This is a genomic window from Bacillus sp. SKDU12 (assembly GCF_010093085.1).
Classification (GTDB): Bacteria; Bacillota; Bacilli; order Bacillales; family Bacillaceae; genus Bacillus; species Bacillus mexicanus.
Genome location: NZ_MSRC01000004.1, coordinates 1 through 26,734 on the forward strand (window position 1 = coordinate 1; position 26,734 = coordinate 26,734).

25 protein-coding genes and 1 pseudogene are annotated in these 26,734 nt (G+C 46.0%); 4 read left to right on the forward strand and 22 right to left on the reverse strand.

All coding sequences use genetic code 11. The features are described from left to right. Window positions 1-79: 79 nt before the first annotated feature. From yvfU to BTW01_RS04270, 4 genes are read right to left on the reverse strand one after another with little or no spacing between them, the layout of a single operon-like run. Window positions 80-682, reverse strand: a complete 603-nt coding sequence (gene yvfU, locus BTW01_RS04255) for a two-component system response regulator YvfU (RefSeq protein ID WP_162101797.1) — start codon at window positions 680-682, stop codon at window positions 80-82. Window positions 683-695: 13 nt separating this feature from the next. After that, window positions 696-1,814: a sensor histidine kinase gene (locus BTW01_RS04260; protein ID WP_162101798.1), complete on the reverse strand. Its 1,119-nt coding sequence runs from the start codon at window positions 1,812-1,814 to the stop codon at window positions 696-698. A 3-nt stretch (window positions 1,815-1,817) separates the two neighbouring features. Continuing rightward, window positions 1,818-2,555: an ABC transporter permease gene (locus tag BTW01_RS04265; RefSeq protein ID WP_162101799.1), complete on the reverse strand. Its 738-nt coding sequence runs from the start codon at window positions 2,553-2,555 to the stop codon at window positions 1,818-1,820. Further along, entirely contained in the window at window positions 2,556-3,461 is a 906-nt protein-coding gene (locus BTW01_RS04270; protein ID WP_162101800.1) for an ABC transporter ATP-binding protein, read from the reverse strand. A gap of 205 nt (window positions 3,462-3,666) precedes the next feature. On the opposite strand from BTW01_RS04270, the gene BTW01_RS04275 reads away from it, so the two are divergent. Both BTW01_RS04275 and BTW01_RS04280 read left to right on the forward strand, forming a co-directional pair. Next, entirely contained in the window at window positions 3,667-4,476 is an 810-nt protein-coding gene (locus BTW01_RS04275) for an alpha/beta fold hydrolase (RefSeq protein ID WP_162101801.1), read from the forward strand. A gap of 34 nt (window positions 4,477-4,510) precedes the next feature. After that, window positions 4,511-5,722, forward strand: a complete 1,212-nt coding sequence (locus tag BTW01_RS04280; protein WP_162101802.1) for a SpoIIE family protein phosphatase — start codon at window positions 4,511-4,513, stop codon at window positions 5,720-5,722. Here the strand turns inward: BTW01_RS04280 and BTW01_RS04285 are convergent. Continuing rightward, complete coding sequence (locus tag BTW01_RS04285; RefSeq protein WP_162101803.1) at window positions 5,705-5,917, reverse strand: hypothetical protein; 213 nt, start codon at window positions 5,915-5,917, stop codon at window positions 5,705-5,707. The genes BTW01_RS04280 and BTW01_RS04285 overlap by 18 nt on opposite strands. A gap of 108 nt (window positions 5,918-6,025) precedes the next feature. Beyond that, a complete protein-coding gene (lutR, locus tag BTW01_RS04290; protein ID WP_162101804.1) occupies window positions 6,026-6,748 on the reverse strand; it encodes an L-lactate utilization/bacilysin biosynthesis transcriptional regulator LutR in 723 nt (240 codons plus the stop codon). Between the two features lie 228 nt (window positions 6,749-6,976). On the opposite strand from lutR, the gene lutP reads away from it, so the two are divergent. Then, a complete protein-coding gene (gene lutP / locus BTW01_RS04295; RefSeq protein ID WP_162101805.1) occupies window positions 6,977-8,668 on the forward strand; it encodes an L-lactate permease LutP in 1,692 nt (563 codons plus the stop codon). A 40-nt stretch (window positions 8,669-8,708) separates the two neighbouring features. Here lutP and BTW01_RS04300 read toward each other — a convergent pair whose 3' ends face one another. Both BTW01_RS04300 and rpoN read right to left on the reverse strand, forming a co-directional pair. Further along, on the reverse strand, window positions 8,709-9,878 hold the full coding sequence (locus BTW01_RS04300; protein ID WP_162101806.1) for a DUF4885 family protein: 1,170 nt from the start codon (window positions 9,876-9,878) through the stop codon (window positions 8,709-8,711). Between the two features lie 202 nt (window positions 9,879-10,080). Beyond that, on the reverse strand, window positions 10,081-11,391 hold the full coding sequence (gene rpoN / locus BTW01_RS04305) for an RNA polymerase factor sigma-54 (RefSeq protein ID WP_162101807.1): 1,311 nt from the start codon (window positions 11,389-11,391) through the stop codon (window positions 10,081-10,083). A gap of 78 nt (window positions 11,392-11,469) precedes the next feature. Here rpoN and yvfG point away from each other — a divergent pair, with 78 nt between their 5' ends. Then, window positions 11,470-11,688, forward strand: a complete 219-nt coding sequence (gene yvfG / locus BTW01_RS04310; RefSeq protein WP_162101808.1) for a protein YvfG — start codon at window positions 11,470-11,472, stop codon at window positions 11,686-11,688. Between the two features lie 9 nt (window positions 11,689-11,697). Here the strand turns inward: yvfG and BTW01_RS04315 are convergent, their stop codons facing one another. From BTW01_RS04315 to BTW01_RS04380, 14 genes and pseudogenes are all read right to left on the reverse strand, one after another. Next, complete coding sequence (locus tag BTW01_RS04315; RefSeq protein ID WP_162101809.1) at window positions 11,698-12,666, reverse strand: polysaccharide pyruvyl transferase family protein; 969 nt, start codon at window positions 12,664-12,666, stop codon at window positions 11,698-11,700. Then, on the reverse strand, window positions 12,645-13,811 hold the full coding sequence (locus tag BTW01_RS04320; protein WP_162101810.1) for a DegT/DnrJ/EryC1/StrS family aminotransferase: 1,167 nt from the start codon (window positions 13,809-13,811) through the stop codon (window positions 12,645-12,647). The genes BTW01_RS04315 and BTW01_RS04320 overlap by 22 nt, the downstream gene beginning before the upstream one ends. Window positions 13,812-13,826: 15 nt before the next feature. Continuing rightward, window positions 13,827-14,465: an acetyltransferase gene (locus BTW01_RS04325; RefSeq protein WP_162101811.1), complete on the reverse strand. Its 639-nt coding sequence runs from the start codon at window positions 14,463-14,465 to the stop codon at window positions 13,827-13,829. Further along, window positions 14,462-15,070 (reverse strand): sugar transferase, encoded by a 609-nt coding sequence (locus tag BTW01_RS04330; protein WP_162101812.1) that lies wholly within the window; start codon window positions 15,068-15,070, stop codon window positions 14,462-14,464. The genes BTW01_RS04325 and BTW01_RS04330 overlap by 4 nt, the downstream gene beginning before the upstream one ends. Continuing rightward, entirely contained in the window at window positions 15,067-16,584 is a 1,518-nt protein-coding gene (locus BTW01_RS04335; RefSeq protein ID WP_162101813.1) for an MATE family efflux transporter, read from the reverse strand. The genes BTW01_RS04330 and BTW01_RS04335 overlap by 4 nt, the downstream gene beginning before the upstream one ends. After that, window positions 16,581-17,615 (reverse strand): glycosyltransferase, encoded by a 1,035-nt coding sequence (locus tag BTW01_RS04340; protein WP_162101814.1) that lies wholly within the window; start codon window positions 17,613-17,615, stop codon window positions 16,581-16,583. Before BTW01_RS04340 ends, BTW01_RS04335 begins: the two co-directional genes overlap by 4 nt. Further along, window positions 17,612-18,688 (reverse strand): polysaccharide pyruvyl transferase family protein, encoded by a 1,077-nt coding sequence (locus BTW01_RS04345; protein WP_162101815.1) that lies wholly within the window; start codon window positions 18,686-18,688, stop codon window positions 17,612-17,614. Before BTW01_RS04345 ends, BTW01_RS04340 begins: the two co-directional genes overlap by 4 nt. A 4-nt stretch (window positions 18,689-18,692) precedes the next feature. Beyond that, window positions 18,693-19,727 carry a glycosyltransferase family 2 protein gene (locus tag BTW01_RS04350; protein ID WP_162101816.1) on the reverse strand — a complete coding sequence of 345 codons (1,035 nt, stop codon included), beginning with the start codon at window positions 19,725-19,727 and terminating at the stop codon, window positions 18,693-18,695. A gap of 27 nt (window positions 19,728-19,754) precedes the next feature. Further along, complete coding sequence (locus BTW01_RS04355; RefSeq protein WP_162101817.1) at window positions 19,755-20,858, reverse strand: EpsG family protein; 1,104 nt, start codon at window positions 20,856-20,858, stop codon at window positions 19,755-19,757. Beyond that, window positions 20,855-22,010 (reverse strand): annotated as a pseudogene (locus BTW01_RS04360) (glycosyltransferase family 1 protein). The gene BTW01_RS04355 and the pseudogene BTW01_RS04360 overlap by 4 nt, the downstream one beginning before the upstream one ends. Continuing rightward, a complete protein-coding gene (gene epsE / locus BTW01_RS04365; RefSeq protein WP_162101819.1) occupies window positions 22,003-22,839 on the reverse strand; it encodes a glycosyltransferase EpsE in 837 nt (278 codons plus the stop codon). The pseudogene BTW01_RS04360 and the gene epsE overlap by 8 nt, the downstream one beginning before the upstream one ends. Continuing rightward, window positions 22,836-23,981: a glycosyltransferase family 4 protein gene (locus BTW01_RS04370; RefSeq protein ID WP_162101820.1), complete on the reverse strand. Its 1,146-nt coding sequence runs from the start codon at window positions 23,979-23,981 to the stop codon at window positions 22,836-22,838. The genes epsE and BTW01_RS04370 overlap by 4 nt, the downstream gene beginning before the upstream one ends. A gap of 11 nt (window positions 23,982-23,992) precedes the next feature. After that, window positions 23,993-25,813 (reverse strand): nucleoside-diphosphate sugar epimerase/dehydratase, encoded by a 1,821-nt coding sequence (locus BTW01_RS04375; RefSeq protein ID WP_202923586.1) that lies wholly within the window; start codon window positions 25,811-25,813, stop codon window positions 23,993-23,995. 233 nt (window positions 25,814-26,046) lie between these two features. Continuing rightward, window positions 26,047-26,730 carry a CpsD/CapB family tyrosine-protein kinase gene (locus tag BTW01_RS04380; RefSeq protein ID WP_162101821.1) on the reverse strand — a complete coding sequence of 228 codons (684 nt, stop codon included), beginning with the start codon at window positions 26,728-26,730 and terminating at the stop codon, window positions 26,047-26,049. Window positions 26,731-26,734: the final 4 nt, after the last annotated feature.

Sequence of the window (26,734 nt, forward strand, 5' to 3'; positions counted from 1 at the left end):
ATACAGTAATACTGAATAGTTCAACCATAAATAACCAAATAAACATAAAAAAACCTGGCTGTACAACACCAGGTTTCCATTAAATCCAGCCCTTTTCCTCAGCAATGCTGGCTGCTTCTGTCCGATTTTTCGCATCGAGCTTTTGGATGATGTCTGAGATATAATTTCGAACGGTGCCTTGAGATAGGTAGAGTTCCAGCGTAATATCTTTTGTTGTCTTGCCTAAAGCTGCCAGCCGCAGAATTTCTTGCTCTCTTACAGTAAGCGGATTTTCATCACGCATCATGTTAAACGTCAGCTCAGGGCTGAACACTCGTTTCCCCTTAACACATTTCCGAATGGCGTCGGCCAGATCGTCGATTTCGCCGTCTTTCAGCAGATAGCCATGTACACCTGCTTTGACGGCGCGTTCAAAATAGCCGGGGCGGGCAAAGGTTGTTAAAATAATAACCTTGCTGCCGCAGCCTATTTGCATTAATTCCTCTGCCACATCCAGCCCGCTTCGAATCGGCATTTCAATATCCATGATGCATACATCGGGCTCCAGCTTCAAAATCGCTTTTCGTGCTTCTTCCCCGTTTAATGCTTGTCCGATGACTGTCATATCCTCTTCTAAATCAAGCAGAGCTCCCAAAGCGCCTAGCAGCATTCGCTGGTCCTCAGCAATAAACAGACGAATCATTTCTTTCGCCCTCCTATCCTTCTGCTTTTTTAATAAGGGGAACGGTCAGTGTCACAACCGTTCCGTTATGAGCTGAAAGCGTTAATCCGCCTTCAATGAACATGAGCCGCTCTTCCATGCCCCGCAGGCCATTCCCAAACGTTTTCTCCTTCACTGCTGCCTTTCCGTCATCTCGTATCATAATCTTCATTTTGTCAGCGAACTTGGTAATGGTGATGGCGCAGTGGGTGGCATTGCTGTGTTTGATGATATTGGTTACAGCTTCCCGCATGCACATGCTGATAATATTTTGCGTGACCGGGGATATTGCTGAAAAGTCTTCGTCCCCCTCGTATTGAAAGGTAATGTTCCCCGTTCTTAATATGTGCTGAATATTGGCAAGCTCCTCCGTCATCGTGACTGTTCTCATATCAGAAACAAGCTCACGAACCTGCTTTAGCGCAGCTCTTGAACTGGTTTCCATTTCTTTGGCCTCAAGCCGGGTCCGTTCTGGATCAGTTGTTGCCAGCCGCTGAATGAGCTGACTTTTTAATGTGAGCAGTGACAGCGTATGGCCGAGAGTATCGTGAAGATCACGGGCAATTCGGACACGTTCCTCCCTTTTAGAGAGTTCCATTATCTGTTCATTGGCTTTCGCAAGCTTAGTTTCGAGTTCAATTCTCCGAAACATAGAACGGATTCCGAATGGAGAAATGAGCATGATGACGAGAAACGGGAAAACAGAAAGAAGCTCTCGAAACGAAACCGAATTGGCGAGAAATTGATAAAAACATGGAAAAAGCAGCATAAAGATTAAACCGCAGAACGCACGGTGAAATTTTGTTTTTTCTTTGTAATAACCAACAAAGTTTGCCGGGAAAAAACCTAAGTAGATATAGGTGATATTGTAAAACACGCTATAGATAAAAATAACCGCCATTTGTACGATAAGCCAATATGTAAACGAAGCTCTTCCTACACTGCAGAATAACTGGCGATATGCCATAGCAAAAAAGAGCAGCATGCCATACCCAATCGCCTGTTTGATGCCTGATTCTTTCAATAAAGTAAGAAACGGCATGATCAAATACACTAGAAAGATATAAGGGAAAAAACCAAATTGCTTTGGGAAAATGGATAATGCCTTTTTCATAGATTACACCGCTTCTTGTTTTCTTCGTATATATTTAGATAGTAGCATGAAGAGCATCAAATAAGCGATTAATGTCAGGATATTTTTCCAGCTCGGACTACCGCCTTGGACAAGTTCCCACGCTCCGCTCCCGAAATGATAAGATGGAAGCCAGCGGCCAATGTTCTGCATAATATTAGGCATGACCTCCAATGGCATCCACAGGCCACCGCCTAACGCCAGCAGCATATAAAGCACGTTACTGATTCCAGCTGCTGTCTCTACTTTTCTCATGAGACCGATTAGCGTGCCTAACGCCAAAAACGGCAATGCGCCAAATAAAATCCACAGGCCGCTTAAGATCCATTCTAATGGTGACAAGGCAATGTCATTGATGATGGCGCCGAAAAGAAAAATGATAGTAATGGATAAAACATGAATCACACTTTGACCGATCATCTGAGCTGATAAATAGATATGATCCGGAAGAGGCGTAATGCGGATAAAAGCTGTCCAGCCCTGTGAACGTTCTTGAACCATACGGATTCCAAGCGTCATGATAGAGGAGCCCATCACACTAAAGACAGTCATCGATATTAAATAATGGGCATCCCACGCGCGTTCATCAGGAACATTGGTATGCACGACATTGGTAAAGAGATAATAAAAGGCAAGCGGCATGATCAGCGACCAAAACACAAAGTACTTATTCCGAAGCATCCTTTTCATTTCAGCTATGCTTTGCTTCTTCAGCATGTTCACTCACATCATCTCCTTGTTTTTATCAGCCAGATGGCGAAATACCTCATCAAGCGTTCCTTGCTCAATCCGGATATCGCGTGCATGTATTTTTTCTTGAAAGATCAGCGCTAACACTTTGTCTGTATTTGATGTGTGGATGATGGTTCTTTGATGCTTTTGGGTCACCCGCTCCACTTCCGGGTGGCGGGACAGCTTGCCCAATGATTCATCTGTATGGAGTGTAAAGGAAACAGACTGTTTTTGGATCCTTGAGCGAATCTGCATTGGCGTGTCGTCTGCCACAAGCTGTCCTTTAGCAAAAAATAAAATTCGCTGTGCGGCATCATCTGCTTCCTGTAAATAATGAGTTGTGAAAATAATGGTTTTTCCTTGTCCCGCCAGGCCATGAACCGTCTGCCAAAATCGTTGTCTTGATGATGTATCCATTCCGACTGTCGGTTCATCAAAGATAAGAAGCTCCGGATTTCCGGCAAGAGCCAAAGCAAAGCTCAAACGGCGTTTTTGCCCGCCAGATAATTTTTCTGCCTTTGTTTTTAAATCTTCTTTTGTGAGCGCTGTTAACGAAACGAGTTCTTTCATGGACAATGGATTCGGATAATAGCTTCGGAAGAGTTCGAGAATTTCATTTACCTTCAAGCCCGGCATGACACTCACTTCCTGGAGCATTACGCCTATTTTTTCGCGAACCTCTTGATCATCGGGAGCCCGGTTAAATAGCTTGATTTCTCCCTTACTCGGTTTCAGCAACCCCAGTATCATAGAAATGACAGTCGTCTTCCCTGCCCCATTCGGTCCGAGAATAGCCGCAACTTCTCCTTTTTTGATGTTGAAGCTAACATTGTCTACAGCTGTTTTTTGTTGGAATTGTTTTGTCACATGGCTTATTGATACTGCCTCATTCATCACATGAGCACCTCCTAATGGCTTATATTAATTGTAAAGTGCCAGAGAAGCCGTTAGTAGTATGGGGTGTCATGATGACAGGTGACAAATGTCATGTTTTTCCTCAATACATGCGACTGCTATTTACTTTCATAGAAAAGCACACTCTTGAAACGGTGAGTGTTATGATATAGTTATTGAATGACTTTCCGGCTGAAAGGAGCCAATCATGAACGAAGCGATTTTGTCTAGAAATAATGTGAGAGTGAAGGGCAGCGGCGAAACATCTATCATTTTCGCACCTGGTTTTGGCTGTGACCAAAGCGTCTGGAACGCCGTGGTGCCAGCCTTCGAAGAAGATCATCAAGTCATTTTATTTGATTATGTCGGGTCGGGCCATTCAGATTTGCGCGCATATGACCTGAATCGGTATCGGACACTTGACGGCTATGCCCAAGATGTTATTGATGTTTGCGAAGCTTTAGATTTGGAAGAAACCGTGTTTGTGGGGCACTCTGTCGGAGCTGTGATCGGGATGCTTGCTTCCATCCGCCGTCCGGATCTTTTTTCCCGTCTGGTGATGGTCGGACCTTCTCCTTGCTATTTGAATGATCCGCCTGAGTATTACGGAGGATTTGAAGAAGAGCAGCTCCTTGGTTTGCTTGAAATGATGGAGAAAAATTACATAGGCTGGGCAACTGTATTTGCGGGAACTGTTGTGAACCAGCCAAATCGGCCTGAGATTAAGGAAGAACTTGAAAGCCGTTTTTGTTCTACTGACCCTGTGATTGCCCAACAATTTGCGAAAGCGGCGTTTTTTTCAGATCATCGGACGGAGCTTTCGAAGGTGACCGTTCCCTCTCTTATTCTCCAATGTGCCGATGATATGATCGCATCAGCGGCAGTGGGCGAGTATATGCATAAGCATCTTCCTTATAGTACACTGATACATATGGAAGCTCGCGGGCATTGCCCCCACATGAGCCATCCAAATGAAACGATACATCTAATCGGCGACTATTTAAAAGCATACGTGTGATCTAGGAACGAAAGGGATAGAGGTGACCCTCTTAATGGACAAACAATTGATTGATGCACCATGCGGTTTCCTCACCTTGTCAGAAGAGGGTGCGATTCTAGCTGCTAATCGCACCCTTTTCAAGATTTTGGATTATGGACCGGAGCAGGTTATCGGCGAGCATCTGAATACGATGTTGACCGTTCCCGCACAGCTTTTCTGCCAGCTTTATTTTTTTCCGCTTTTGAAACTGGAGCATCATATCGAAGAAATATATATTTCTTTGAAAGCAAGAGACGGCGAAGAAATCCCCGTCCTTGTCAATGCTATTGCGAGAACCGATAGCGGAGTTTCTGTCTTCGATTGTGTGCTCATTCCGATGCAGAAGAGAAATGAATATGAAAATGAGCTCCTGATAGCGAGAAATGCGGCTCAGGAGGCTTTGCTCGCCAAACAGAAAGCCAATGCGGAGTTAGAGATTGCCTTGGAAACGCTTAAGGCCAAACAAGAAGAACTGCTTGAGACCAACAAACAAAATCAACAATTTAAATCAAATACGAAACGAGAGCTTGAACTCGCCAGAAAGATCCAGAAAAACTCATTGACTGAACCGATTGTAAACGATCAGGTTCAGATTGACGCTTATTACAAAGCATCGAGTGAATTGTCGGGTGATCTATACGGGTTTTATCAAATCGATGATCATCGTTATGGCATTATTATTCTTGATGTAATGGGGCACGGGATTTCCTCTGCTTTGATTACGATGTCTCTTCACCCTTTGTTTCAGCGCCAGATCACGCAAGGCGCCAGTCCTGTCATAGTCATGAAGGAGTTGGATCGTCACCTCCACAGCTTGTTTCAAAATGATGAGGAGGCAAGACATTATTGCACTGCCATTTATCTCGAGATTGATACAGTCCGGCAAAAAATTGATTATGTCAATGCAGGGCATCCGCCGGCGTTGTGGCAGGACGGTGACGGAACTCAGCATCCGCTGTACGCTACCTCGCCGCCGATTGGCATGTTTGAAGACACTGTGTTTCAATCAAACAGCCTTTCATACGAGGAAGGCGGAAGGCTCCTTCTGTATACGGATGGCGTGATGGATCCTACGGCTTCATGTTATTTATTTGATTTATTAAAAACTCATCCCGATTTGTCTATTGCTGGCCTGAAAGAGAAAATCCTCACATCACTGAACCATCATAAGGAAGCCCATCATCAAAGTGATGATGAATGTTTTATATTAGTTGATTTGAAATAAAATGATCCATGAGATGTGATGCGTCTCATGGATTTTTTGTTTGAGCGTTTCTTCCCTACCACTTACAGGCATTTTATGGTCATATCCAGCATCCTCCAGCCTACTTATTGCGTTTGCCTGCTTTTGAGCAGAAGGTAGATACGCCCTGAATTGAAGGGACTCAACACAATAACCGCTGCAAACAACAATTTTCATGATTCCCTCCTCACTGTATAGTGAAAATTATAGAAAAAAGACTGAACCATTTGCGGCTCAGTCTCAGTTATTCTATTCTGCGGCGAAATTGCCCGGGAAATGAGTTGGTTATTGCACATTTTCCTCGAAATATCTCGAAAGCACATCTTCCACATTTGTTAAATGCGCCAGCATGGCGGCTTCTGCCTGTGCTCCATCCCTTGCTGCCACTGCCTTGTAAATCCGTTCATGCTCATCGTACAATCGCTGAATGGAGGTCTTCTTGGAAAACAGCCAGATTTTCCGTGTTTCTCTCATCGTTTCCAGCAGTAATGATGATACGTGGTTCATCAAGTGTTTAAGAAGCTCATTTTGAGAAGCATCAGCCAGTGCCAGATGAAATGCGAAGTCTGCTTTCTCGCCCAGCTCCCCGTCCGCATCAATGCTGCCCATTTCCTTTAACGCAGCATGAATTCTTTCGAGATTTTCTTCTGTTCTTTTTTCAGCAGCTAATGACGCCACACCGATTTCAAGCAGTTTTCTGACCTCGAGCAGCTGTTTAACGTCCTCTTTTTTCATGAGAAGGGCGGCTGAGAGCGGCTGAGAAATTTGATCAAGCTCAAATTCCTTCAGGTATGTGCCTTCTCCTTGTTTCATTTCGACAAGCCCCATCGCTTTTAGTGCAGAAAGTGCTTCACGAACTGCTGAGCGGCTGACTTGAAAGCTTTCGGAAAGCGCCTGAACTGAGTCCAGTTTATCTCCCGGCTTCAAATCGCCGTTTTTGATCATATCTAATAGCGCATCCGCCACTTCTTCATATATTTTCTTTGTTTTAATCTGTTTGTATTTCAATGCAATTCACCCCGTCACTTGTAGGTCTAGCTGTTTACGATCTATTATACTCTGTTTTTGGTGACGCCAAAAGATTTTGACAATTTTGTCAAAAAGTCTTGTACTTTGATTTTTTTCAAAATATAATGCTAGGTAACTGGTCTTATTACCTAATCATCAGATGATCACACCACCTTAAGAAACCGCTTACTTAAAAACGCCAGTTTACGTTTCAAGGAGGGGTTTGGGATGCAATGGACACAGGCATATACGCCTATAGGGGGAAATTTGCTTTTATCAGCGCTTGCCGCACTTGTACCGATTATTTTCTTTTTTTGGGCGCTTGCGGTGAAACGGATGAAGGGGTATACAGCGGGCTTGTCCACATTGGGAATCGCCCTTATCATTGCTGTATTGGTTTATCGGATGCCGGCGGAAAAAGCGCTGATGTCCGCCACACAGGGAGCCGTATACGGGATTTTGCCGATTGGATGGATTATTGTGACATCTGTTTTTTTGTATAAAATCACTGTGAAAACGAGACAGTTTGATATTATTCGCAGTTCTGTTCTCTCCATTACAGATGACCGCCGGCTACAGGCGCTGCTGATCGCTTTCTCATTCGGGGCTTTTTTAGAGGGAGCAGCCGGCTTCGGAGCGCCGGTCGCCATTTCTGCCGCGCTGCTGGTCGGTCTCGGCTTTAACCCTCTTTATGCAGCGGGCATTTGTTTGATCGCCAATACGGCACCGGTCGCCTTTGGTGCGATTGGGATTCCGATTACAGCCGTAGAAGGGCCGACAGGGATTCCGGCGATGGAGATTTCGCAAATGGTCGGACGCCAGCTGCCATTCTTATCTGTATTTATTCCTCTTTATCTGCTTATCATTATGAGCGGGTTCAAGAAAGCCTTTGAGGTCTGGCCGGCGATTCTCGTTTCCGGCGTTTCCTTTGCTGTTGTGCAATATCTCAGTTCCAATTTCTTAGGGCCTGAGCTGCCGGATGTTTTGTCAGCGCTGGTTTCAATGGCTGCGCTAGCTGTTTTTTTGAAATGGTGGAAGCCGAAAACAACATTTAAGTTTGCAGGTGAACAGGAATCAGCTGCCGCGATTGAAACAACAAAAACGAATGCACCGGTGCCTGCGTACAGCGGCGGAAAGATTTTTAAAGCTTGGTCGCCATTTCTGCTGCTGACGGTGATCATTTCTATATGGGGCATTCCCTCTGTCAAATCCGCGCTGATTGGACATTATGACGGCTCTGCTGTTTTTTTGAAGTGGCTGAATGCTGTTGGCGAAAAGCTGACTTTCGCGCCTGGTGTGCCTTTTTTGAACAATCAAATTGTCAATGCTGACGGCGCGCCGATTGAAGCGGTTTATAAGCTTGAGCTGCTTGGCTCGGCCGGTACAGCGATATTGATTGCCGCGGTGCTGTCAAAATTCGTCACGGGCATTTCGTGGAAAGATTGGGGAGCCGTTTTTACAGATACGATCCAAGAGTTGAAGTTTCCGATTTTGACCATTGCTTCTGTCGTCGGTTTTGCCTATGTCACCAACTCCTCGGGAATGAGCGCGACACTCGGGATGACGCTCGCGCTGACAGGTTCGATGTTCACCTTCTTTTCGCCTGTCCTCGGCTGGCTCGGCGTCTTTATTACCGGCTCGGATACTTCTGCCAACCTGCTGTTCGGCAATCTGCAGAAAGTCACCGCGTTATCAGTCGGCATGGACCCTGTTCTGTCTGTTGCCGCCAACTCATCGGGCGGTGTCACAGGAAAAATGATTTCGCCGCAGTCCATTGCGGTGGCATGCGCTGCGGTAGGACTCGCCGGAAAGGAGTCAGACCTTTTCCGCTTTACGATGAAACACAGCCTGTTTTTGCTGCTGCTCGTTTGTATCATCACCTTTTTGCAGCATCATGTGTTTAGCTGGATGATTCCTTAAAAAACCCTCCCGGCCATGGGAGGGAATCATGATGTCTGTTTTAACGATTCGAAAGCTGCAATGACGGAAGCCAAGCGCGGTTATTCGCACTATAATTTTTGCTCTGGCCCATATCCTCAAGGTACCCGTTTTGATAATGAATCGATAAAACCAAGTCGGGAACCGTATCATAACCAACTGATGCCAGATGCTTTACTTCAGTTCCGTAATGAGATAATGCTACTGAGGTGAAATCTTTCGTTAATGGATCTTTTTCTAATGCTTCACGATACACATCTAAAATGTCACGGCCGTCCTCTGTCATGAACGTTCCATTTTGTGCATGAAGATCACCAAGATGATAACCGGTTTTTTCATATATTTCTCGAACGGCTTGATACTTTTCGTATGATTCTTTCTCAAATTGTACAGAATCATCTGTTCTGCTTCCCATGATATGTTGAAATAACTCTTTGCTGTTACTGCCACTATTCAAAAGGGCTTCAATTGTGTCAATTACCTTTGGATCATCTGTTCCAGTTACTGTTGCAGCATAATCAAATGGGGTAATGGTAAATGTTAATTTTGTATTCTTAGGAATCGTCAGGTTTTGGCGATCAAAGAGAAGGCCAATTTGTTGATTCACAACATCTCGCTGAAATGCTTTTGCTCGATCATCCTCATTTGGTGCAGACATATCAACATGACGAAATGCCGCATCTCGCATATTGTAACACTGCGCTTTTCCTTTATATAGCCACTCTGTCTCATTGTCATATGCTGCTTGTCTCTCTTCATTTGTTAAATCATGACGAAAATATGGTGAATTGGCATTTTTGTATTTGTCGCGTATATAACCAATCGGATTCTCTTTTGATAAATTGATTTTATTGATTCGGCTATATTTTTCATTAAGTATTTGAATTTCAATATCACTTTCAGAAACATATGGATTTCTGCTATGGATTAACGTTTCCTCACCTGTATCCACAACTGTTTTCTCGTTCGCTAATTGATATCGTTTTGCGACATCATTCTTCTCACTCATTACCGATTCTCTAGAATAATTGATTTGTTGCAGACTGCTGATCTGTACGGGCGATGATTTTTTGTAAGCATGGAACTGATTCTCCTGTTTTGCGACTGTATTTTCTTTGCGGATGGATGAATGACTTTGTTTATTGATTTGTTGTGCTAAGTATTGCAGCTTTACACTATCTTTTATGTGCATAGCATTTCCTCTTTTCACATTTTCTTTGTTATGGGTAATATCGGCAAAAAATCATTTTTTTGCAAAACATACACGAATAATGTAATAAGAGGTATTGTTCAGAACGTTTATGACGTCTGAGAAATGAACTGGACATTCCTCTTGTGTCTTTCTTTACATTTTTGTGAGTAGCAAAGTAAAATCCTCCCTCCATGGGAGGATTTTACTTATATCGTTTTCTTGCCGCAGATGAGGGAATGTTCATTTGATCGCGGTATTTTGCGACTGTGCGTCTGGAAATTCGTATGCTGCGCTGTTCATATAAGAGGTTGGCAAGCTTTTGATCTGAGAGCGGTTTTGTTTTGTCTTCTTGATTGATCAGGTCTTGAAGATGCATTTTGACTGCATAGTTAGACGCATCTCCATCTCCTGAAGCTTCAGCTTTTGCTGTGAAAAAGACTTTCATCTCAAGAAGGCCGTACGGCGTTTGTATCGTTTTTCCTTTGATTGCCCGGCTTATCGTTGATTCATGAAGGCTTAAGCATTCCGCTATCTCTCTGAGTGTCAGCGGCTTCATTGCGCTTCGCCCTTTTAGAAAAAAATCTCTTTGTCGTGTGGTCAGTTCGTTGACAATTCTCGTAATCGTCTGTTTTCGCTGTCGCAGCGCGCGGCTCAGCCAGCGCCATTCCTGGTATTTCGCTGATAAATAAGAGGCGGTGTCCTGGCAGGAGGCGGATGATAAAAGCGGGCTGTACTGCGGGTGCAGGTCTATCTCAGGAAACGAGCGGGTATTCAGCTCCGCTGCGATGTGCCCATTTTTCACAGTGATAAAAATATCAGGCTCAATATACACGTCTTGCTCTGGCTGGGCAAACAGAAGGCCCGGTCTTGGATGAAGAGCCGCAATGTCATCTGAAATATCTTGAATGGTATGAAGCGGAATTCCTGATTCCAACGAAAGCGCTTTCCAGTTTTTTTGCGCAAAAGCATCAAAATGAGCGGAAACAAGCTTTTCCGCTTGCTCATTTCTGTTCGGCAGCCGTTGTAATTGAAGAAGGATACATTCCCGCAGAGATCGCGCGCCGATCCCAGCCGGCTCTAATGACTGGAGTTTGGCCAAAACAGCTTCCGTTTCCCGAGTTGAAACAGCTAGGCGCTGTGCCGCCTCCTCCACTGCTTCTTCCAAATACCCATTTGAATCAAGTGAATGAATCAGATAATTGAAAATCTTTTTTTCGGAGTATGTCAGATTCATATCGAGTGACTGTTGTGTTAACACATCCTGCAATGTTTTTTGCGGATCACGTAATGGAAGGCCGGCTTCCTGTGCGTTCACCCTGTTTTTCCTTATTTTATGGTAAGATAGTGGCGGTGTGTCTGTTTCCTTTCGTTCAATAAGAGGGTTTTCCAGTGAGAGCTCATCAATGTATTCAGCGAGTTCTGCCGAATGATAGCCAAGCAGCGTGATGGCCTGCCTGAGCTCCTGTGTCAGTTGAGGCTTTAATACTTGGACTTGCTGAAGTTTCATATCCATCTTGCTCACTCCTCTTTCTTCATTGTACATGATTGAGATCACACCGTATATATTTATGAAAAAGGAGCTGCCAAAGAAATGTCTGAACTTTTTTCTGTCCCTTATTTTATCGAGAATTTCAAACAGCATATTGAAATGAACCGGTCTGAGGATAAAATCCATGCGATGAATAGCTACTACCGTTCCGTCGTCTCAACGCTTGTGCAGGACCAGCTGACCAAAAACGCAGTCGTCTTAAAACGGATTCAGCATTTAGATGAAGCTTACAACAAAGTCAAACGGGGAGAATCAAAATAAACCTTCCGCTCACATGTGAGCAGGAAGGTTTTCCTTCTTCGAGGCGTTCTGGATGAGCCGTGTGCGCGGCACGCCCTCCATCCAGGTATGAAAATAATTAGCGTTTTTCCCGTAGGAATTATCAATGACCGTGTTTTCTTTTTGGAGAAGAGAAGACAGAATGTGCCCGTGCAGCCTTGACGTTTCTACTGATTCGTATTGACTGAAGAACCGAATCGCTTTTGTGACAATATAATCCGAGTATTTTCCCCATATATATGCGATAGGGAGAGGATTTCCCGCTTTTTTGTTTAAGACATTCAATGTTTGCAGAAAAGCGATCGTCCGGCGGTCTGAAGCTGACAGCACCGTGCGCCAGTCGTAGCTTTCCGCTTTTGCGTGCTCCTGAAGCTCCTTATTTGCTTCATGATCTGTCCTGATAAATCTCAGCTTTTGATTGAGCGGCTGCGCCGTAGGAACAATGGGAAACAGCTGATGAGCCATGTCAGGCAGAAGCTTAATGTGATTGCTTGTAAAATGAGCCTGCGCTATTGCAAAGGAGGCATTTTCCCTTGTGATGATATGGAGATTCGCATGCTTAGAAAATATCTCCGCCGTCCGTCTGAGATTGTTTTCATGTTGAAAATAAATTGATTGCGGCAGAATCACGATTTTATGATTCGGATAGGCTTGGACAATTTTCTCTCTAAAGCTTTGATAATACGGATACAAATCCCCAAAGTTGCCGCCTCCCTGGCAGACTATGATGAGATTCGAATCCAGCTTTCGACCGACTGGAAAATTGTCGGGATTCCAACGTTTTCTGACACGAATTCCATGTTCTTTAAAGAAGGCTTCTGTTCCCTTCATAATAAATAAATCCCCTACATTTCCGTATAGAGGATAGTCGGCATAGATAATCTCCGAATGTTTCGGAATGATGTCGAGCAGCCCGGACAGTTTCTGTTTCAGGCTGATCATTGAATGCTTGCTGTCCATTTTTTCACCTCGGCTGTTTGGAATAAGTGTACGAGAACATCAATAACCCGGTCTTGCTCTTCTTCCGTCAGATTCGACCCTGATGGGAGACAGATTCCTCGCTTGAAAAGGTTTTCGCATATGCTTTCTGTATCTTCATGTGAATAAAATAAAGACGATTTAAACAGCGGCTGGGTATGGAGCGGCTTCCACAACGGACGCGCTTCAATGTTTTCTTCTGCCAAACGCTGAACTGCGTCATAGGGACTGAATCCATTATCAAGTGTGAGCGCGGTGAGCCAGCGGTTGGATACGCCCGCTTCATGCTCCGGCATAAAGCGGACGCCGTTTATGTGACTGAGTTCGTTTTTGTATCTCGTGAAAATAGCTCTTCTTTTCTCCACCCGCTCATCCAGCATCTCAAGCTGGGCAACACCCACGCCTGCTAAAATATTGCTCAGCCTGTAATTGTGTCCGATTTCGCAATGCTCATAATGAACAGCCGGCTCTCGTGCCTGTGAAGCGAGAAATCGTGCTTTTTCAATAGCTGCTTCATCGTCTGAAACTAGCATCCCGCCGCCTGATGTAGTAATGATCTTGTTCCCGTTAAAGGAAAAAATGCCGAAGCGACCGAATGTCCCGCTTTGCTTCCCTTTATAAACGGTGCCAAGAGATTCAGCTGCGTCCTCAATGACAGGAACTCCGTACGTATCACACAGACTGACGATTTCATCCATTTTCGCGCTTTGACCATATAGATTGACAGCAATGACTGCTTTGGGCGGCTTTCCGTTTCTCTTCGCATCCTCCAGCGCCCTTTCAAGAGCTTTCGGTGACATATTCCATGTATCCGGCTCAGAATCAATAAAGACGGGCACTGCTTTTTCATATAAAATCGGGTTGGCAGTTGCTACGAAGGTGAAGGACTGGCAAAACACGCTGTCTCCTTCTTTGACCTCGAGCAAACGCAGTGCCAGATGAATCGCTGCCGTTCCTGAGCTGACCGCAGCCGCTCCTTTTACGCCGACACGTTCGGCCAGTTGTTCTTCAAATAAATTCACGAGCGGCCCAAGCGGCGCAATCCAATTTGAACGAAAGGCCTCTGAAATATAGTGTTGCTCTCTGCCGCTCATGTGAGGGGGAGATAAGTAGATTCTTTTATGCATGTAATCATCCTTTGTTTAATGTTGAATGGAAGAAATGACGCGCGCCGGAGCACCGGCCGCCGTTACCTCGTTCGGAATCGAACGAATCACCGCAGAGCCGGCGCCGACAATGCACCAAGACCCGATTGTGAGCTGCGGAATGACAGAAGCGCCGGTTCCGAGGTGGGCGCCTTCCATAACGGCAACTGCTCCTGACAGCGTGACACGCGGGGAAAGATGTACGTAATCACTGATTAGATTGTCATGCTCTGCCACTGCACCCGTATTAATAATGCAGTGGGCTCCGATTCGCGCATCCGCCTGAATGATCGCGCCCGCCATAATGACGGTTCCTTCTTCGATGACAGCAGATTTGCTGACGATGGCAGACGGGTGAATTAATGTAATGAAGTCTTCTTTCTTCAGTCCCAGCCGCTCCGCCAGCTTTTTTCTGACTCTGTTGTTTCCGATGGCGATGAGGAACATCACATCGGGAATGAGCCTTCGCAATTCACTAACAGCTTCGATCGGACCTGTGTACCCCTCTTTTCCAGCTTCAAGCGTTTGGAATTTATCATCCAGCACTGCGACTAAGCGCGTGTCCGTCCGGGCATTGATCAGCTCTCTAATCACCTTACCGTGCCCGCCGTCACCTACAATGGCCACGTTTTTCATGAGGACACATCTCCGCTTCCTGTAAACCGTTCTGCCGTCACATGATTGGTTTGCTGAATCCCTTCTGAAACAAGCACTTTTCGCACAGTCAAACATAAAATTTTCAAATCCAGAAAAAATGAACGGCTGTCAACGTACCAAACATCTAATTCAAATTTCTGTTCCCAGGAAATCGCGTTTCTGCCGTTGATTTGCGCCCAGCCTGTGATCCCTGGCTTCACTTCATGGCGCCGCGCCTGCTGTTCTGTATAAAGCGGCAGATAGTCCATCAAAAGTGGGCGCGGACCGACAAGGCTCAGATCGCCTTTTAGGACATTCAGCAGCTGCGGAAGCTCATCGATGCTCAGCTTCCTGATCAGCCTGCCCGTTTTCGTCAGACGGACTTCATCCGGCAATAGGTTTCCTTCACTGTCCCGTTCATCCGTCATCGTTCGGAATTTATAAAGGGTGAACGGCTTGCCATTCAAGCCCGGTCTTACTTGCTTAAAGAAGACAGGTGATCCTATTTTCAGCCTGATAACGGCGATGGTAATCAGAATAATGACACTCGTACAGCACAATAAAAAGATGGCGGCCGCCAGATCAAAAAGTCGTTTCAGGATCAAAGATTCACAGCTCCTTTCGTTTTTCGAAATCGTTTTAGTACAAGGTGTCTCTCCTCTTTCGTGCAAACGAACATAAAGGCGAAAACCGTGTAGCAAAAGCTGACTGTCAGTCCCGCCGCTATCAGTGACGGCCAGCCGTCAATCTTCACAACGAACTGCATCGCCTTACAGACCAGCCAGGCAAACACAGCGGCTGAAAGAGGCCCGATGATGCCTTTAAAAAACACATGCTTTTTGTAGCCTGTCATACGGGATACGTAAAGCGGCGTGAAGATGGCATTTTTCAAAATAAGGGAAATCGCCCCGGCCAATGTGATGCCGTACAAGCCGAGATGAGCCGGCCCGCTCAGTGTGACGGCCAGCACCACATTAACCGCACCCAACAGCAGGGTTACAACCGCTGGTGTTTTTTGTTTATTAAAGGCGGTCCAGATATAAAACAGCGGCATAAAGGCCAGGCTGACCACCAAGTATCCGGCATGAATATATAAAAGCGGCGCTAAAGACGAAAAGGACGTTCCAAGCCAGATCGTCAAAAAAGGCCCCCCCAGCCCGCCTAATAAGGCAGCAGGAAGCGCGAGCAGAAGACCGTTCAGCCTCACTGCATTGTTGGCGTAATTCACCAATCCGTCCATGTCGCCTTTTGAATAATACGAAGTGATAAGCGGCGCAAACAGGGATGCGACCGTTCCAGCCAAGCTGCGCAAAAGCAACGGAAACTGGATAATCGCCGCGTATTTCCCGGCTGCCGATGCCCCCAAAACCAAATTGGCGGTTAATAGATCAATCTGCAAAAAAAGCAGGACGCCGATTTGATTGACAGAGCTCCATGCGCCCGCTTGAAACAGCTCCTTGCTTGTTCGGAATGACAGATCCTTCATCCGAAACGAAAACCACGGAATCAGCTTTTTGAAGAAATAGAAAGACAGCAGAAACGCGATGACAGCACCAGCTAAAGCAGCAAGCTGAATCTGCCAGATTTTCGGCGCAAAGCAAGTAAACAAGAGCAGCACAGACAGCACGCGGACGAGCATTTGCACCGCCTGAATGGAGCTTGTGATATAGAGACGATTGGCATAAAATGGCGCAGAGCCAAACCCCGCCATTAAAAACGTTAAAATAAACAGCAAACTGCCGATCAAAATCGACAAACGCACATCAGCCAAAAGCGCTGGCGGCACGTTCATAACGCGGTCAATCAAAAAAGCAGAGCCCACAAGAGGCAGTAAAAGAAGCAACGAAATCAAAATAGACGCTGCCACATAATTACTGATATACGCATTTGCTTTTTCCCGCTCTCCTCTATGGGCGGCAACAGAAAAGAAACGCACGACAACCGAGCTGAGCGCTACGGTGATAATCGAAAAGTAATTGATCACATTTTGTGTCAGATGAACAAAACCGAACGCTTCCACACCAAGTGTTTTAACAATAAAAGGCGTCATCCATACCGACAGAAAAACAGACAAGAGAAATGCTGTGAGATTAGCGCTTAAGTTGATGGTGAATTTCATGCCTGCTTCGCACTGCCTTTCACCATTCCCCGCTGCTCAAAAAACAGCTTAATGAGAAATATAAGCCGCCATTTGCATAGTCCTAATACCAGACGCTCGCCTCTTAATAATTTCTCATGCTGAACCGGTGTATGTCTGACAGCCAGCCGCACCATATCATAGGATAAAATGTGTTTGATCTGCTTTTTAATATCTTTTGACGGGTTCGGAGAAGCACAGGCGTTTGCCAGAAGCATTGGAAGCTGGTGCTTGCAAATGTACACATTCAGATCTTCTTGACACGCACGTTCCAATCCGTAATGCTGGTAAAATGCAATTTTTGCCTCATATTGCTTTTGAATCTGCTCGTCCATTGCCGGCTTATACGGAATTTCTGTCAGGCTGTTCGGATTTTCACGATAGATGTACAAGCCTTCATCAAGCATTTTCACCCGCTCCGCTTCGCAAAAAGCGGACAAATTAAAGGGAGAATCTTCGGCAAAACGGATGTCTTCATCGAACATCAGATTGGTTCGCTCCAAAAGCTCTCGGCGATAAACATAACGCCATACGAACCAAATAAATCTCGTTTCGTGCGCCTGTTTGAGCCGTTCAGCGATTTCCGGTTTTGTCAGCACACGATTTTTGTCAAGCTGCGGCGGCACATAAGTCCGCCTGTCCGCTGACTGTTTGTAAAAACCGCAGCCAGCGATATCAAGCCGGTGCTCTTCCGCTTCTTCAATCAGCCTCTGAAACATGGCCGAAGATACATAATCATCGCCGTCAACAAAGCCGATGTACGTGCCCCGCGCCGCCTTTATTCCCGCATTTCGTGCTGAGCTCAGCCCGCCGTTTGTCTGATGAATGACCCGGATTCTCGCATCCTGTTTTGCATAGTTCACTGCAATTTCGCCTGAACGATCGGGTGAGCCGTCATTCACGAGGATGATTTCAATATCAGAAAGCGTTTGACAAAGCAAAGAATTGATACATTCCTCTATAAATGGTTCAACGTTATACATCGGGACAATAATACTGGCGAGCGGGCTCATTTCGCTTCACCGCTGATTTTGCGCCGCAGTCCTTTAAAGTACATATCTCTCGGAAAGCCGGCGCCGGGTATTTCTTTTGTTAACAGCTCTTTTACTGCGGCTGTCACACGCTCTGGCTGCGGATGTTCAATCAGCTTCATGGATGGAATGTCCTTGAGCCATTGATAGCCTTCCATCACCTTATGGTCAAAGGAACGGATGACAACACACGGCGTTCCTGTCAGCGCACAAAAAATCATGCCATGAAGCCTGTCAGTAACAACAGCTTCTGCGCTTTTCAGCTTAGACCACAGCGCTTCAAGCTCCTGCTCTCTGGAATGGCGGTTGACCCGCCGCCCAATCGTCGTCGTAAAGGATTGAATTTCGCCGAATTCTTCAAAAAGAGCAGCCTTGACCCGGTTTCTCTCATCCTTCTGAAGCACACTTTCCTGATCCTCGCGCAAACACATATAAATCCCTTCGCGCTCTGACGCAGCTTTGCTTCTATCTAAATACAGCACCATGTCCGGCTGCTTCAAAATCTTTTTTTCTTGAAAATGACGTTTCATAAACTGATAGGTTGTTTCATCCCGGGCCATCAGCAATAATCCGGGATGCGCGTTATAAATTTTCCGGGCCCGTTTCAGCTCTTTGCGACCTTTTTTCGTATCAGAAAAATGCGCCGTTGCCGGCAGCTGGACAACTCGATAGTCATGAAATGTTTTTATGATAAAGCGGCGCGTCCACTCCTCATAACGGTATAGATCTCCCATATTTCCCCCGCCGATGATAAAGACCATATCCTCCGGATGACGCGAGCGAAGCAGCGCCTTTGCTGATTTGTACATATCCTTCATATCGACTTCGACGATGTTAAAATCGGGGTATTCCTGCTCAAGAAACGCCTTGCTGGCATAAGCAATCGCGTGGTCCCCCAAATTGTCATGGGACGGCAGCAGGGTCAGTATGATTTTTTTCTGATGTACTTGGGCTTTTACCTGCTGGCCGGCCGCACCCAGCCAATATTGGGATGGGTATTTGACCTTAAGCAGCAGCCATTCTGCTAGATTGATTTTCAACGATTGTAACGACATGTCCTCACCCTCTGTTTCTCATTTTGTACTCGATCACCCGCTGATACACAGCCGATGCTATAGCGACGAACGGAATCATTCTGTATTTCGCCATCAGCAGCAGGCATGACCGTTTTGCGTCAAAAGGCGCGGTACCTGTTTTTGAGAGGCTCTGCTGAAACACCGGATCCGCGCAAATGACGCTGACATTTTTAACCTTGTCAAACAGCCGGCCGCTGCCGCTTGTTTTCCATTCATTCAGCATACAGATGCTGCTGTGAAGCACGATGAAGGTATCAAGCTCCTTACTGTACTCATCCAGTTTGTTGTTCTCCTGTAAAAATGCCGCGTTCGCCTCATACAGTGCAAGCCCTGATTCAAACAGTTTTTTCTGATAGCGCTGCACGATGGACGAAAGGTGGATTCGGTAATGATAGAGCGGCACCTTTACATAGGATACCGAGCGGGCGAAAAAATGAGCCCGGAAGCTGAAAAACTGATCCTCTACATGCTCCAGCTCGCCTCGGAGCGGAAACGCCAGTCCACGAGCTTTAACCATGCTTCTTCTGTACAGCTTGTTCCATGAAAATCCTCTGACCTTCCCTTCAAATAATGCCTTTATATAATACGCCTTCGGCTGATCCTGATAGGTTTCCGCCATGTCAGAGACCATCATTTTTCCAGTGTCCTCAAACTCTGCGGCGTAATTGCAAATGACCAGATCAGTTTCATCGCCTGCTGCCCGAAGCATCTGCTCGCAGTAATCGGGCTCGATCCAATCGTCTGAATCGATAAACGCGATAAACTCACCTCGCGCCGCTTCAATGCCTTTATTTCGAACCGCGCCAAGACCCTGGTTCTCCTGATGAATCACTTTGAATCTGTGATCCTTTTTGGCGTATTCCTCCGCGATATCCGGGCTGGCATCTTGAGAACCGTCATTAACGATGATAATTTCAATATTGTCCACGGTCTGGTTCCGCAATGATTCGAGACATGTTCTGATATATGTTTCTGTGTTATAAACAGCGACTAACAGACTAACCGCAGGTATTTCCATAATGACCGGCTCCTCTTGCATAAAAAATTACCGGGAAAAAATCGTTCTGTAAGGCAGAACGGATGAATCAACCGGCATAAGCAAATAACTGTAAAGAAAATAACAAACAACGATCGCGATATAGATAAGGGCGTTTGATTTTTCATCAAACAGCCTGACGAAATATGGGACTAAGATGATTTGATACAGTCCGAAATAAATATTGAATCTGGCAAAGATCACATCCTTTGTAGCCAAAAGCCCGAACAAAAAACCAAGCAGGCACAAATTAACGGCGATATCGATTTGCGGCCACAGCTTCCGAAGACGCGCCCTGTAGCAGAAGGCGAGCAATAGCGGCAAAATCAAGACAACGATTTTGATCACATTCATTCCATTTGTGTTTGTCGTAAGCCATTTTTCATAATGGCTGTATGAGCTGTTTTCAAGCACAACGACAAATACTGAAATGAATTTTTGATATAAAAATGTCATGCCCAGAAATAAAGCGGATAAGATGAATATCGCAGGTGACCAGGCTTTTCTTCTGACAACAAAGTACACTGGAATCATAATGAACGCTGAGGAATGAAAAAGCGAACTAATCAGTACGATCAGAAAATATCGCTTCCATTTCCCGCTGATGATATAACGAATGGCCCAAAACAAAACGGCTGCCACCATGTATTGCCTGATGCCATTAAAAGACGCGTAATAATGAAAAGTTCCCAAAAATAAAAAGACACTCAATTCAAACGGCCTTCCATAGTCGATGAGTGTCTTCATAATAAAGCTGTAGGTCACAGCAGCCACCGTGATATACATGATTTGCGGATCTTCCGTTATGAAATTCAACAGCCAAAGCAGTGCTGTAAAGCCCGGATCTGTCGCCGTTTTTGCTGTGCCAAAGCCGAATATCTGCCACACGTTTTGATATTGGCCCGCTAATTCGTACAGGAGCGTGTACGTCTGAAAATCTGTGCCTACTCTATAGCGGAGACCCGATACGAGCACAAGAGAAGCAAGCGGAATCCAAATCAGAAGCGTATTCGGCCGATGCCTCGTGGCGAGTGAATCGTCTCGTCCGCCGTACATTTTGGCAAACCAGGACCAAATATATACAATGCCCATATTGACGGCATATACAATCATCGTTTATTGTCCTTTTCCGCCGCTGAGGTTATATACATTCAGCAGCGCTCCTACGTTTTGCTGTGCATCGTAGCCGAGTTTTGCGAGAGTTTCTTTGATGAGTTCCGGCTTCGGCCTGCCTGCGGCGGCCGATCTCGCAATGGTTTCAGCCCAGATACTGATCGGCTCAGAAAGGCTCAATCTCGTCACAAGCCCGAGTCCGGCGTCGACTTTATCTGTAATGTGATCTGAAATAATGCATGGAAGCCCCGACGCCTGCGCTTCCACAAGCACAACCGGCAAGCCTTCATATAAAGACGGCATAACAAACACATCAAATGTGCGCATTAATTCATGAATGCGGTCTTCAGTGCCTAAAAAAAGGACATCTGAAAGCAGATCCTGCCGCCGTGCCTCCTCTTCCATCTCCTCTCGCAGCGGCCCGTCTCCTGCGAGCACAAGCTGAAAGCGGACCCCTCGTTCCTTCAGATGAGCGGCAAGCTTGAGCAGAAACGCGTGGTTTTTCACTTCATGAAACCGGGCTACATGGCCGATGATAAGACGGTCAGCTGCTATGCCGCGTGCTGTTTTTTCTTCATCAGCCCGCTGCCCGTCTGGAGCGAATAAAGCAAGATCAATTCCATTCGGGAGGAGATGGACACGATCTTCTTCCATGCTGGCTTGCCCGAATAAAAACCTGCCCGCATCCTCTCCGCAGGCACACAGTGCTGTCGCATTCGACAAAATCAGCCGCCTGAACATCATTAGCTGCAAGCGATCCTTCCAGTTGAATCCAGTCTTCCATGACGTATTGTGAGAATGACATACCCTGACCGGCACCCCAGCAAGCCTTGCTGCAAGAGCGATAAAACCCGTTTGAAAATCTGTATGCGCATGAATCGCGCTGAACGGCCCGTTTTCTTTTATCGTGTTTTTCACATTCCTTATAAATGTAAGAGGATTGCTTTGCCCGATGCTTGGGACATAAAAAAGCCGTCCGCCTAAAGATAAAATCTCTTCATCATAAGCGCACGGATCATTTCGATACGTCAAAAAATCAAATTGTACTTTGTGTCTGTCCATTTTCCGATATAAATTCATCACCATCGTTTCCGCGCCGCCCCTATTCATGCCGCTAAGAACATGGAGCACGCGTTTTTGACTGCTATTCATGTTTGACAAGCCCTTCCTTTTGATTCGTTATCCTTTTTTTATGATATCGATTCATTACGGAGGCAGGCATAAACGCGCGAATGAGCGGTTTTGCGACATATATGTAGTCAGATATAGGAAGCTTTAAGCGTCTGCATGCCTGATAAACAAGGATGGCATTGTCAATAGAATACGTAAATGACCGCCGTTTGAATGCATCGCTGTCTTCCCTTACTTTATACAAGGTTTCCTGAAGATTGTAGCCTCTGAAGCCCTCTTCAAAAAAGCGAAGCCACAAATCAATATCCTCCATCCGTCTCGTCCGCCGTACCGAACGGTAGCCTTTCAGCGTGCGGTAGGCGCTGGCTCTCATCATAATCGTCCCGTGGCAAAACGGAGTTCCTTTTGCCATAATACCCGGCTCCGGAGCGGAAGGCAGGGTGCGTGTGCCTCTCACGCCGTTTTCATCAAATACAAGCATGCCTGTGCCAACCACCTGATAGTGGCGGTGCTTTTCTAAAAACGCGACCTGCTTTTCCAAACGGCGCGGGAAGGAAAGGTCGTCTCCATCCTGGCGTGCGATATACTCGCCTGTCACATGTGAAAGACAATGATTTAACGAAGCGGCCAGCCGCCTATTTGTTTTGTTTTGAATCAGCTTGATGCGGTCGCTGTAATGAGCGGCGTACTGCTTCGCGATGCGGAGCGTGCCGTCTGTTGAGGCATCATCGCACATAATCAGCTCCCAATTTTTATAGGATTGGCTGAGTATGGATTCAATGCTTTCCGCCAAAGTGCGTTCACAATTATAAATGCCCATAATGACAGAAACTTTCGGTCCTGAGTTCATACGCTTTTCTCCTTTGTATCCATATCCATGTACGCGGAATAAATATCCGCCATTTCTTCCACCGTTCGCGCCTCTGAAAAACGCAAGGCTGTTTTTCGGCCTTCCTGTCCAAGCTTTCTGCAAAGTTCGGGCTGGTGATAAAGCTGTTCAATCCGGTCGGCAAAAGCGGCACTGTCATCGATTTTAATCAAAAAACCGTTTTCTCCGTCCCGAATGATTTCCCTGTGCCCCCGGTTATCCGTGGCAATCGCCGGTTTTTCCGCTGCCATCCCTTCCAGCACATTCATGCCGAGGCCTTCTCTGATGCTGGATGCGACAGAGACATCTGCGAGCTGGATCAGTTCGTGAATATCGCCGCAAAAGCCGTAAAAGCGGACATTGTCAGAAGCACTAAGCTTGTCAGCTAACGTCCGATACGCTTGCTCCATCGCTCCTTCTCCGGCAAAAACAAGGCGGAGCGACGGAATTTTATCTTTCAGCAAGGCTGCGGCTTCGATTAGCATCTTCTGATTTTTGTTTTGATTGAGCTCAGCCGGATAAATCAATATAAAATCGTCTTCACGAAAGCCATGTTTTTCTTTTAGTTTATGCTGCTCATCCAGACTGACAGGCCGAAACCGTTCAGTATTGACGCCGATGCCATGTATTTTTCGCGTGTTTTCTTCACATCTTTGAAGTCCTTTCGCCCGTATGTAATCCTCTTCATTGATGGTAATCAGGCAGTCTGTATAAGACGAAAGCCATTTCTCAATCGGATAGTAAAGCAGCCAATTTTTCATCGGCGCTCCGCTGCAAAAATGGAATCCATGTGCTGTGTACAGCACCTTTGTTCCATGCCGCCTTGCCTGTCTCGCCGCAAGTCTGGCAAGCACGCCGCCAACCGGCGTATGGCAATGGACAATGTCGTATTGATTGGCGTCGATCACTTCCTTCAGCTGTCTGTAAACGGACAGATTGTAAGGATGAAAGGGTGATCTGCGCATCGGGATGGAGAATTTCTCATCCACATGCGGCAGCTTGGTTTGACCGCTTGCGGCGACATGAACCTCCCAGCCCATTCGTTTAAACCAGGTAAAGTAAGGGAGATGAAACGCTTTAAAGTGATAGTCAACAGTCGCGCAAAACAAGATTTTTTTCGTCATCTTCGCTCCCCCTAACGAACCGTGGCGGCCGTCATTTTGTCAGAAGTATCAATGGCCGCAAACAGCCTCGCTCTCAGATCGGCTTCCGGAAGCTCATGATAGTCCTCGATAAAGCGCATCAGCACGGTCCAATCGCCGTCCACCGCTTTGCCGATATGTATTTTCGGAAAGATTTGCTCCGTGTGCACTTCATTTTTGTTCAGCAATTCCTCATACATTTTTTCACCGGGGCGAATACCCGTAAATTCAATTGGAATTTGCTCAGTCGTGTAGCCGGAGAGATGAATAAGATTTTTGGCCAGATCCACAATCTTAACGGGCTCTCCCATATCGAGAACGAAAATCTGACGCCCTCTTGCCAGTGCCCCTGCCTGAATAACAAGCCTTGAGGCCTCTGGGATCGTCATAAAATAACGGGTCATCGCCGGATGTGTTACCGTCACCGGTCCGCCTTTTTCAATTTGTTTTTTGAAAATCGGAATGACACTGCCGCGGCTTCCGAGCACATTGCCGAAGCGGACAGCGACAAATTTGGTTCTGCTGATTTTTCCGAGATTCATAATCATCATCTCTGCAAATCGTTTTGTCGCCCCCATTATATTGGCCGGGTTTACCGCTTTGTCTGATGAAATCAGCACGAATGTCTCTGTACCCGACAGATCGGCTGCTTCCGCGACATTTTTCGTTCCGATAATATTGTTTTTGACAGCCTCTTCAGGATTATGTTCCATTAAAGGCACATGTTTATGGGCAGCTGCATGGTAAACAACATGCGGCTCGTACTTTTTCATCAAAGTAAACATTTTATCACGGTCCTGCACATCCGCAATTTCCGTATGGAATACAATGTGTTTGCCGAATCGTCCGTTCAGCTCTGTATAAATTGAATGAATGCTGTTTTCTCCATGGCCGAGCAGAATGATTTTCTTAGGCTGAAACGCGCTGATCTGCCGGCAGATTTCCGAGCCGATTGATCCGCCCGCTCCTGTCACGAGAACTGTTTTTCCTTTGATGCGGTTCGAAATTTCACTGATGTCGAGGGTTACAGGCTTTCTGCCTAGCAAATCCTCAGCTTTTACATCTCTGATTTGTCCGGCAGTTCGTGTGCCGAGCAGCATTTCATCAACATGAGGCATAATCTTAATGGTTGCTCCTGTTCGCACACATTCTTTATATAACGCCTGAAGCTCATGAGTGCGGAGGGAAGGAACGGCAATAATAATATAGTTAATTTTGAGCTTTTGCACTGCTGGCATGATCCTTTCTTTTCCGCCAATCACAGGAAGCCCCATAATTTCTAATTTATGCTTCGTTTGGTCGTCATCAATAAAAGCGACTGGCAGGATGTCGGGATCATCTTTTGAAAGCAGCTGCCTGACCATCAAAGTCCCGCCTGAACCCGCTCCGATAATCAGCGCACGGGATGAAGCGCTGCGTTTTTTTCTGATGCTTTCTTTAAACACTCTGGATAACACACGGGTTCCCCCGATAGACAAAAGCTGAAGCACCCAGCATGCAGTGAGCAGACGAAAAAACATCGTATGATACACAGCATACTGAATGATGCCTGTCACAGCAGCTGAAAGTGTAATACCCTTAAGCAGGATGATCAGCTCGCCGAGTCCGGTATATGTCCATACCTGTTTATACTGATGAAACAGAAAAGCGCATACATGATAGCTGAGGAGCAAGCTGACAGCTGTAAGCAATAATGCTCCGGAGTCATCAAACTGATAAGAATCTTCTAAAAATTGATATCCTGCAATAACTGAATGTAAAACGAGATACGTATCCAATGCAATAATCATTGACAGTCTTCTCCGGTAACTCAACCTTTTACCCCCTAATCTTTATCGGTTTAGCTGCGGCGGTTTTTTGCTTTCAAAACATCGTCAACAGCTAAACCGACAACATGTCTTATGTATATATCAGATAAGTGGGCATTTAACCCGTCCTCACACCCCGCCAGCGACGACCAGCATCTAAGGCAGCAACTTCAGCTGCCCACAGCAGAGCCGAGTGCCTCCATTGATACAGGTCAGGAGACATCACCTTTTCTATCTATTTAGTAGGAATAGTGTTCTGATTTTTTCATTTTCTTTTTGTTTAAAAGAACGCCTAACAGCTTCGCATTGGATTGCTCCAGTGCATCCTTCGCTTTCAGGACGGTATCGATTTTCGTTTTTCCGCTTAAAACGACGAGCACACTGCCGTCTGTCTGATTTGCTAAAATCTGAGCATCCGCAACCGCCAAAAGCGGAGAGGAATCAAAAATAACGAGACTGAATTGTTCATAGATGTCAGAGATGAAATCTCCCATCGCTTGTGAAGACAGCAGCTCAGCCGGATTCGGCGGAGTCGGTCCGCTTGTCAGCACATACAAGTTATCGATCGGCGTCTTTTGCACCGTCTCACAGAGCGAAGCATTCCCCACCAGCACATTTGTCAGCCCTGTTCCATTCTCCACCTGAAACGTCTGATTGATGGTCGGCTTTCTGAGATCAGCATCCACCAACAGCACTTTCTTTTCCTGCTGCTGCGCAAAGACAGCCGCAAGATTCGCTGCACTGAACGATTTACCTTCACCAGGCAAAGAGGAGGTGACAAGGATAGACCGCAAGTTGGTCTGAACGGATGAAAATTCAATATTTGTCCGAATGGTGCGATATTGTTCCGCAACAATTGATTTATTGTGCAAAACACATATTTGGTCCAAACCTCTCCTTGCTTTCTTTTTTCTAAAGACCATCAGC

Coding starts and splice junctions, on each gene's coding strand:
- BTW01_RS04370 (WP_162101820.1), bottom strand. CDS start 23,981: ATGACGAAAAAAATCTTGTTTTGCGCGACTGTTGACTATCACTTTAAA.
- epsE (WP_162101819.1), bottom strand. CDS start 22,839: ATGAACTCAGGACCGAAAGTTTCTGTCATTATGGGCATTTATAATTGT.
- BTW01_RS04315 (WP_162101809.1), bottom strand. CDS start 12,666: ATGGACAGCAAGCATTCAATGATCAGCCTGAAACAGAAACTGTCCGGG.
- lutP (WP_162101805.1), top strand. CDS start 6,977: ATGCAATGGACACAGGCATATACGCCTATAGGGGGAAATTTGCTTTTA.
- BTW01_RS04380 (WP_162101821.1), bottom strand. CDS start 26,730: ATGGTCTTTAGAAAAAAGAAAGCAAGGAGAGGTTTGGACCAAATATGT.
- rpoN (WP_162101807.1), bottom strand. CDS start 11,391: ATGGATATGAAACTTCAGCAAGTCCAAGTATTAAAGCCTCAACTGACA.
- BTW01_RS04275 (WP_162101801.1), top strand. CDS start 3,667: ATGAACGAAGCGATTTTGTCTAGAAATAATGTGAGAGTGAAGGGCAGC.
- yvfG (WP_162101808.1), top strand. CDS start 11,470: ATGTCTGAACTTTTTTCTGTCCCTTATTTTATCGAGAATTTCAAACAG.
- BTW01_RS04280 (WP_162101802.1), top strand. CDS start 4,511: ATGGACAAACAATTGATTGATGCACCATGCGGTTTCCTCACCTTGTCA.
- BTW01_RS04260 (WP_162101798.1), bottom strand. CDS start 1,814: ATGAAAAAGGCATTATCCATTTTCCCAAAGCAATTTGGTTTTTTCCCT.
- yvfU (WP_162101797.1), bottom strand. CDS start 682: ATGATTCGTCTGTTTATTGCTGAGGACCAGCGAATGCTGCTAGGCGCT.
- BTW01_RS04335 (WP_162101813.1), bottom strand. CDS start 16,584: ATGAAATTCACCATCAACTTAAGCGCTAATCTCACAGCATTTCTCTTG.
- BTW01_RS04340 (WP_162101814.1), bottom strand. CDS start 17,615: ATGAGCCCGCTCGCCAGTATTATTGTCCCGATGTATAACGTTGAACCA.
- BTW01_RS04285 (WP_162101803.1), bottom strand. CDS start 5,917: ATGAAAATTGTTGTTTGCAGCGGTTATTGTGTTGAGTCCCTTCAATTC.
- BTW01_RS04345 (WP_162101815.1), bottom strand. CDS start 18,688: ATGTCGTTACAATCGTTGAAAATCAATCTAGCAGAATGGCTGCTGCTT.
- BTW01_RS04300 (WP_162101806.1), bottom strand. CDS start 9,878: ATGCACATAAAAGATAGTGTAAAGCTGCAATACTTAGCACAACAAATC.
- BTW01_RS04350 (WP_162101816.1), bottom strand. CDS start 19,727: ATGGAAATACCTGCGGTTAGTCTGTTAGTCGCTGTTTATAACACAGAA.
- BTW01_RS04325 (WP_162101811.1), bottom strand. CDS start 14,465: ATGAAAAACGTGGCCATTGTAGGTGACGGCGGGCACGGTAAGGTGATT.
- BTW01_RS04355 (WP_162101817.1), bottom strand. CDS start 20,858: ATGATTGTATATGCCGTCAATATGGGCATTGTATATATTTGGTCCTGG.
- BTW01_RS04320 (WP_162101810.1), bottom strand. CDS start 13,811: ATGCATAAAAGAATCTACTTATCTCCCCCTCACATGAGCGGCAGAGAG.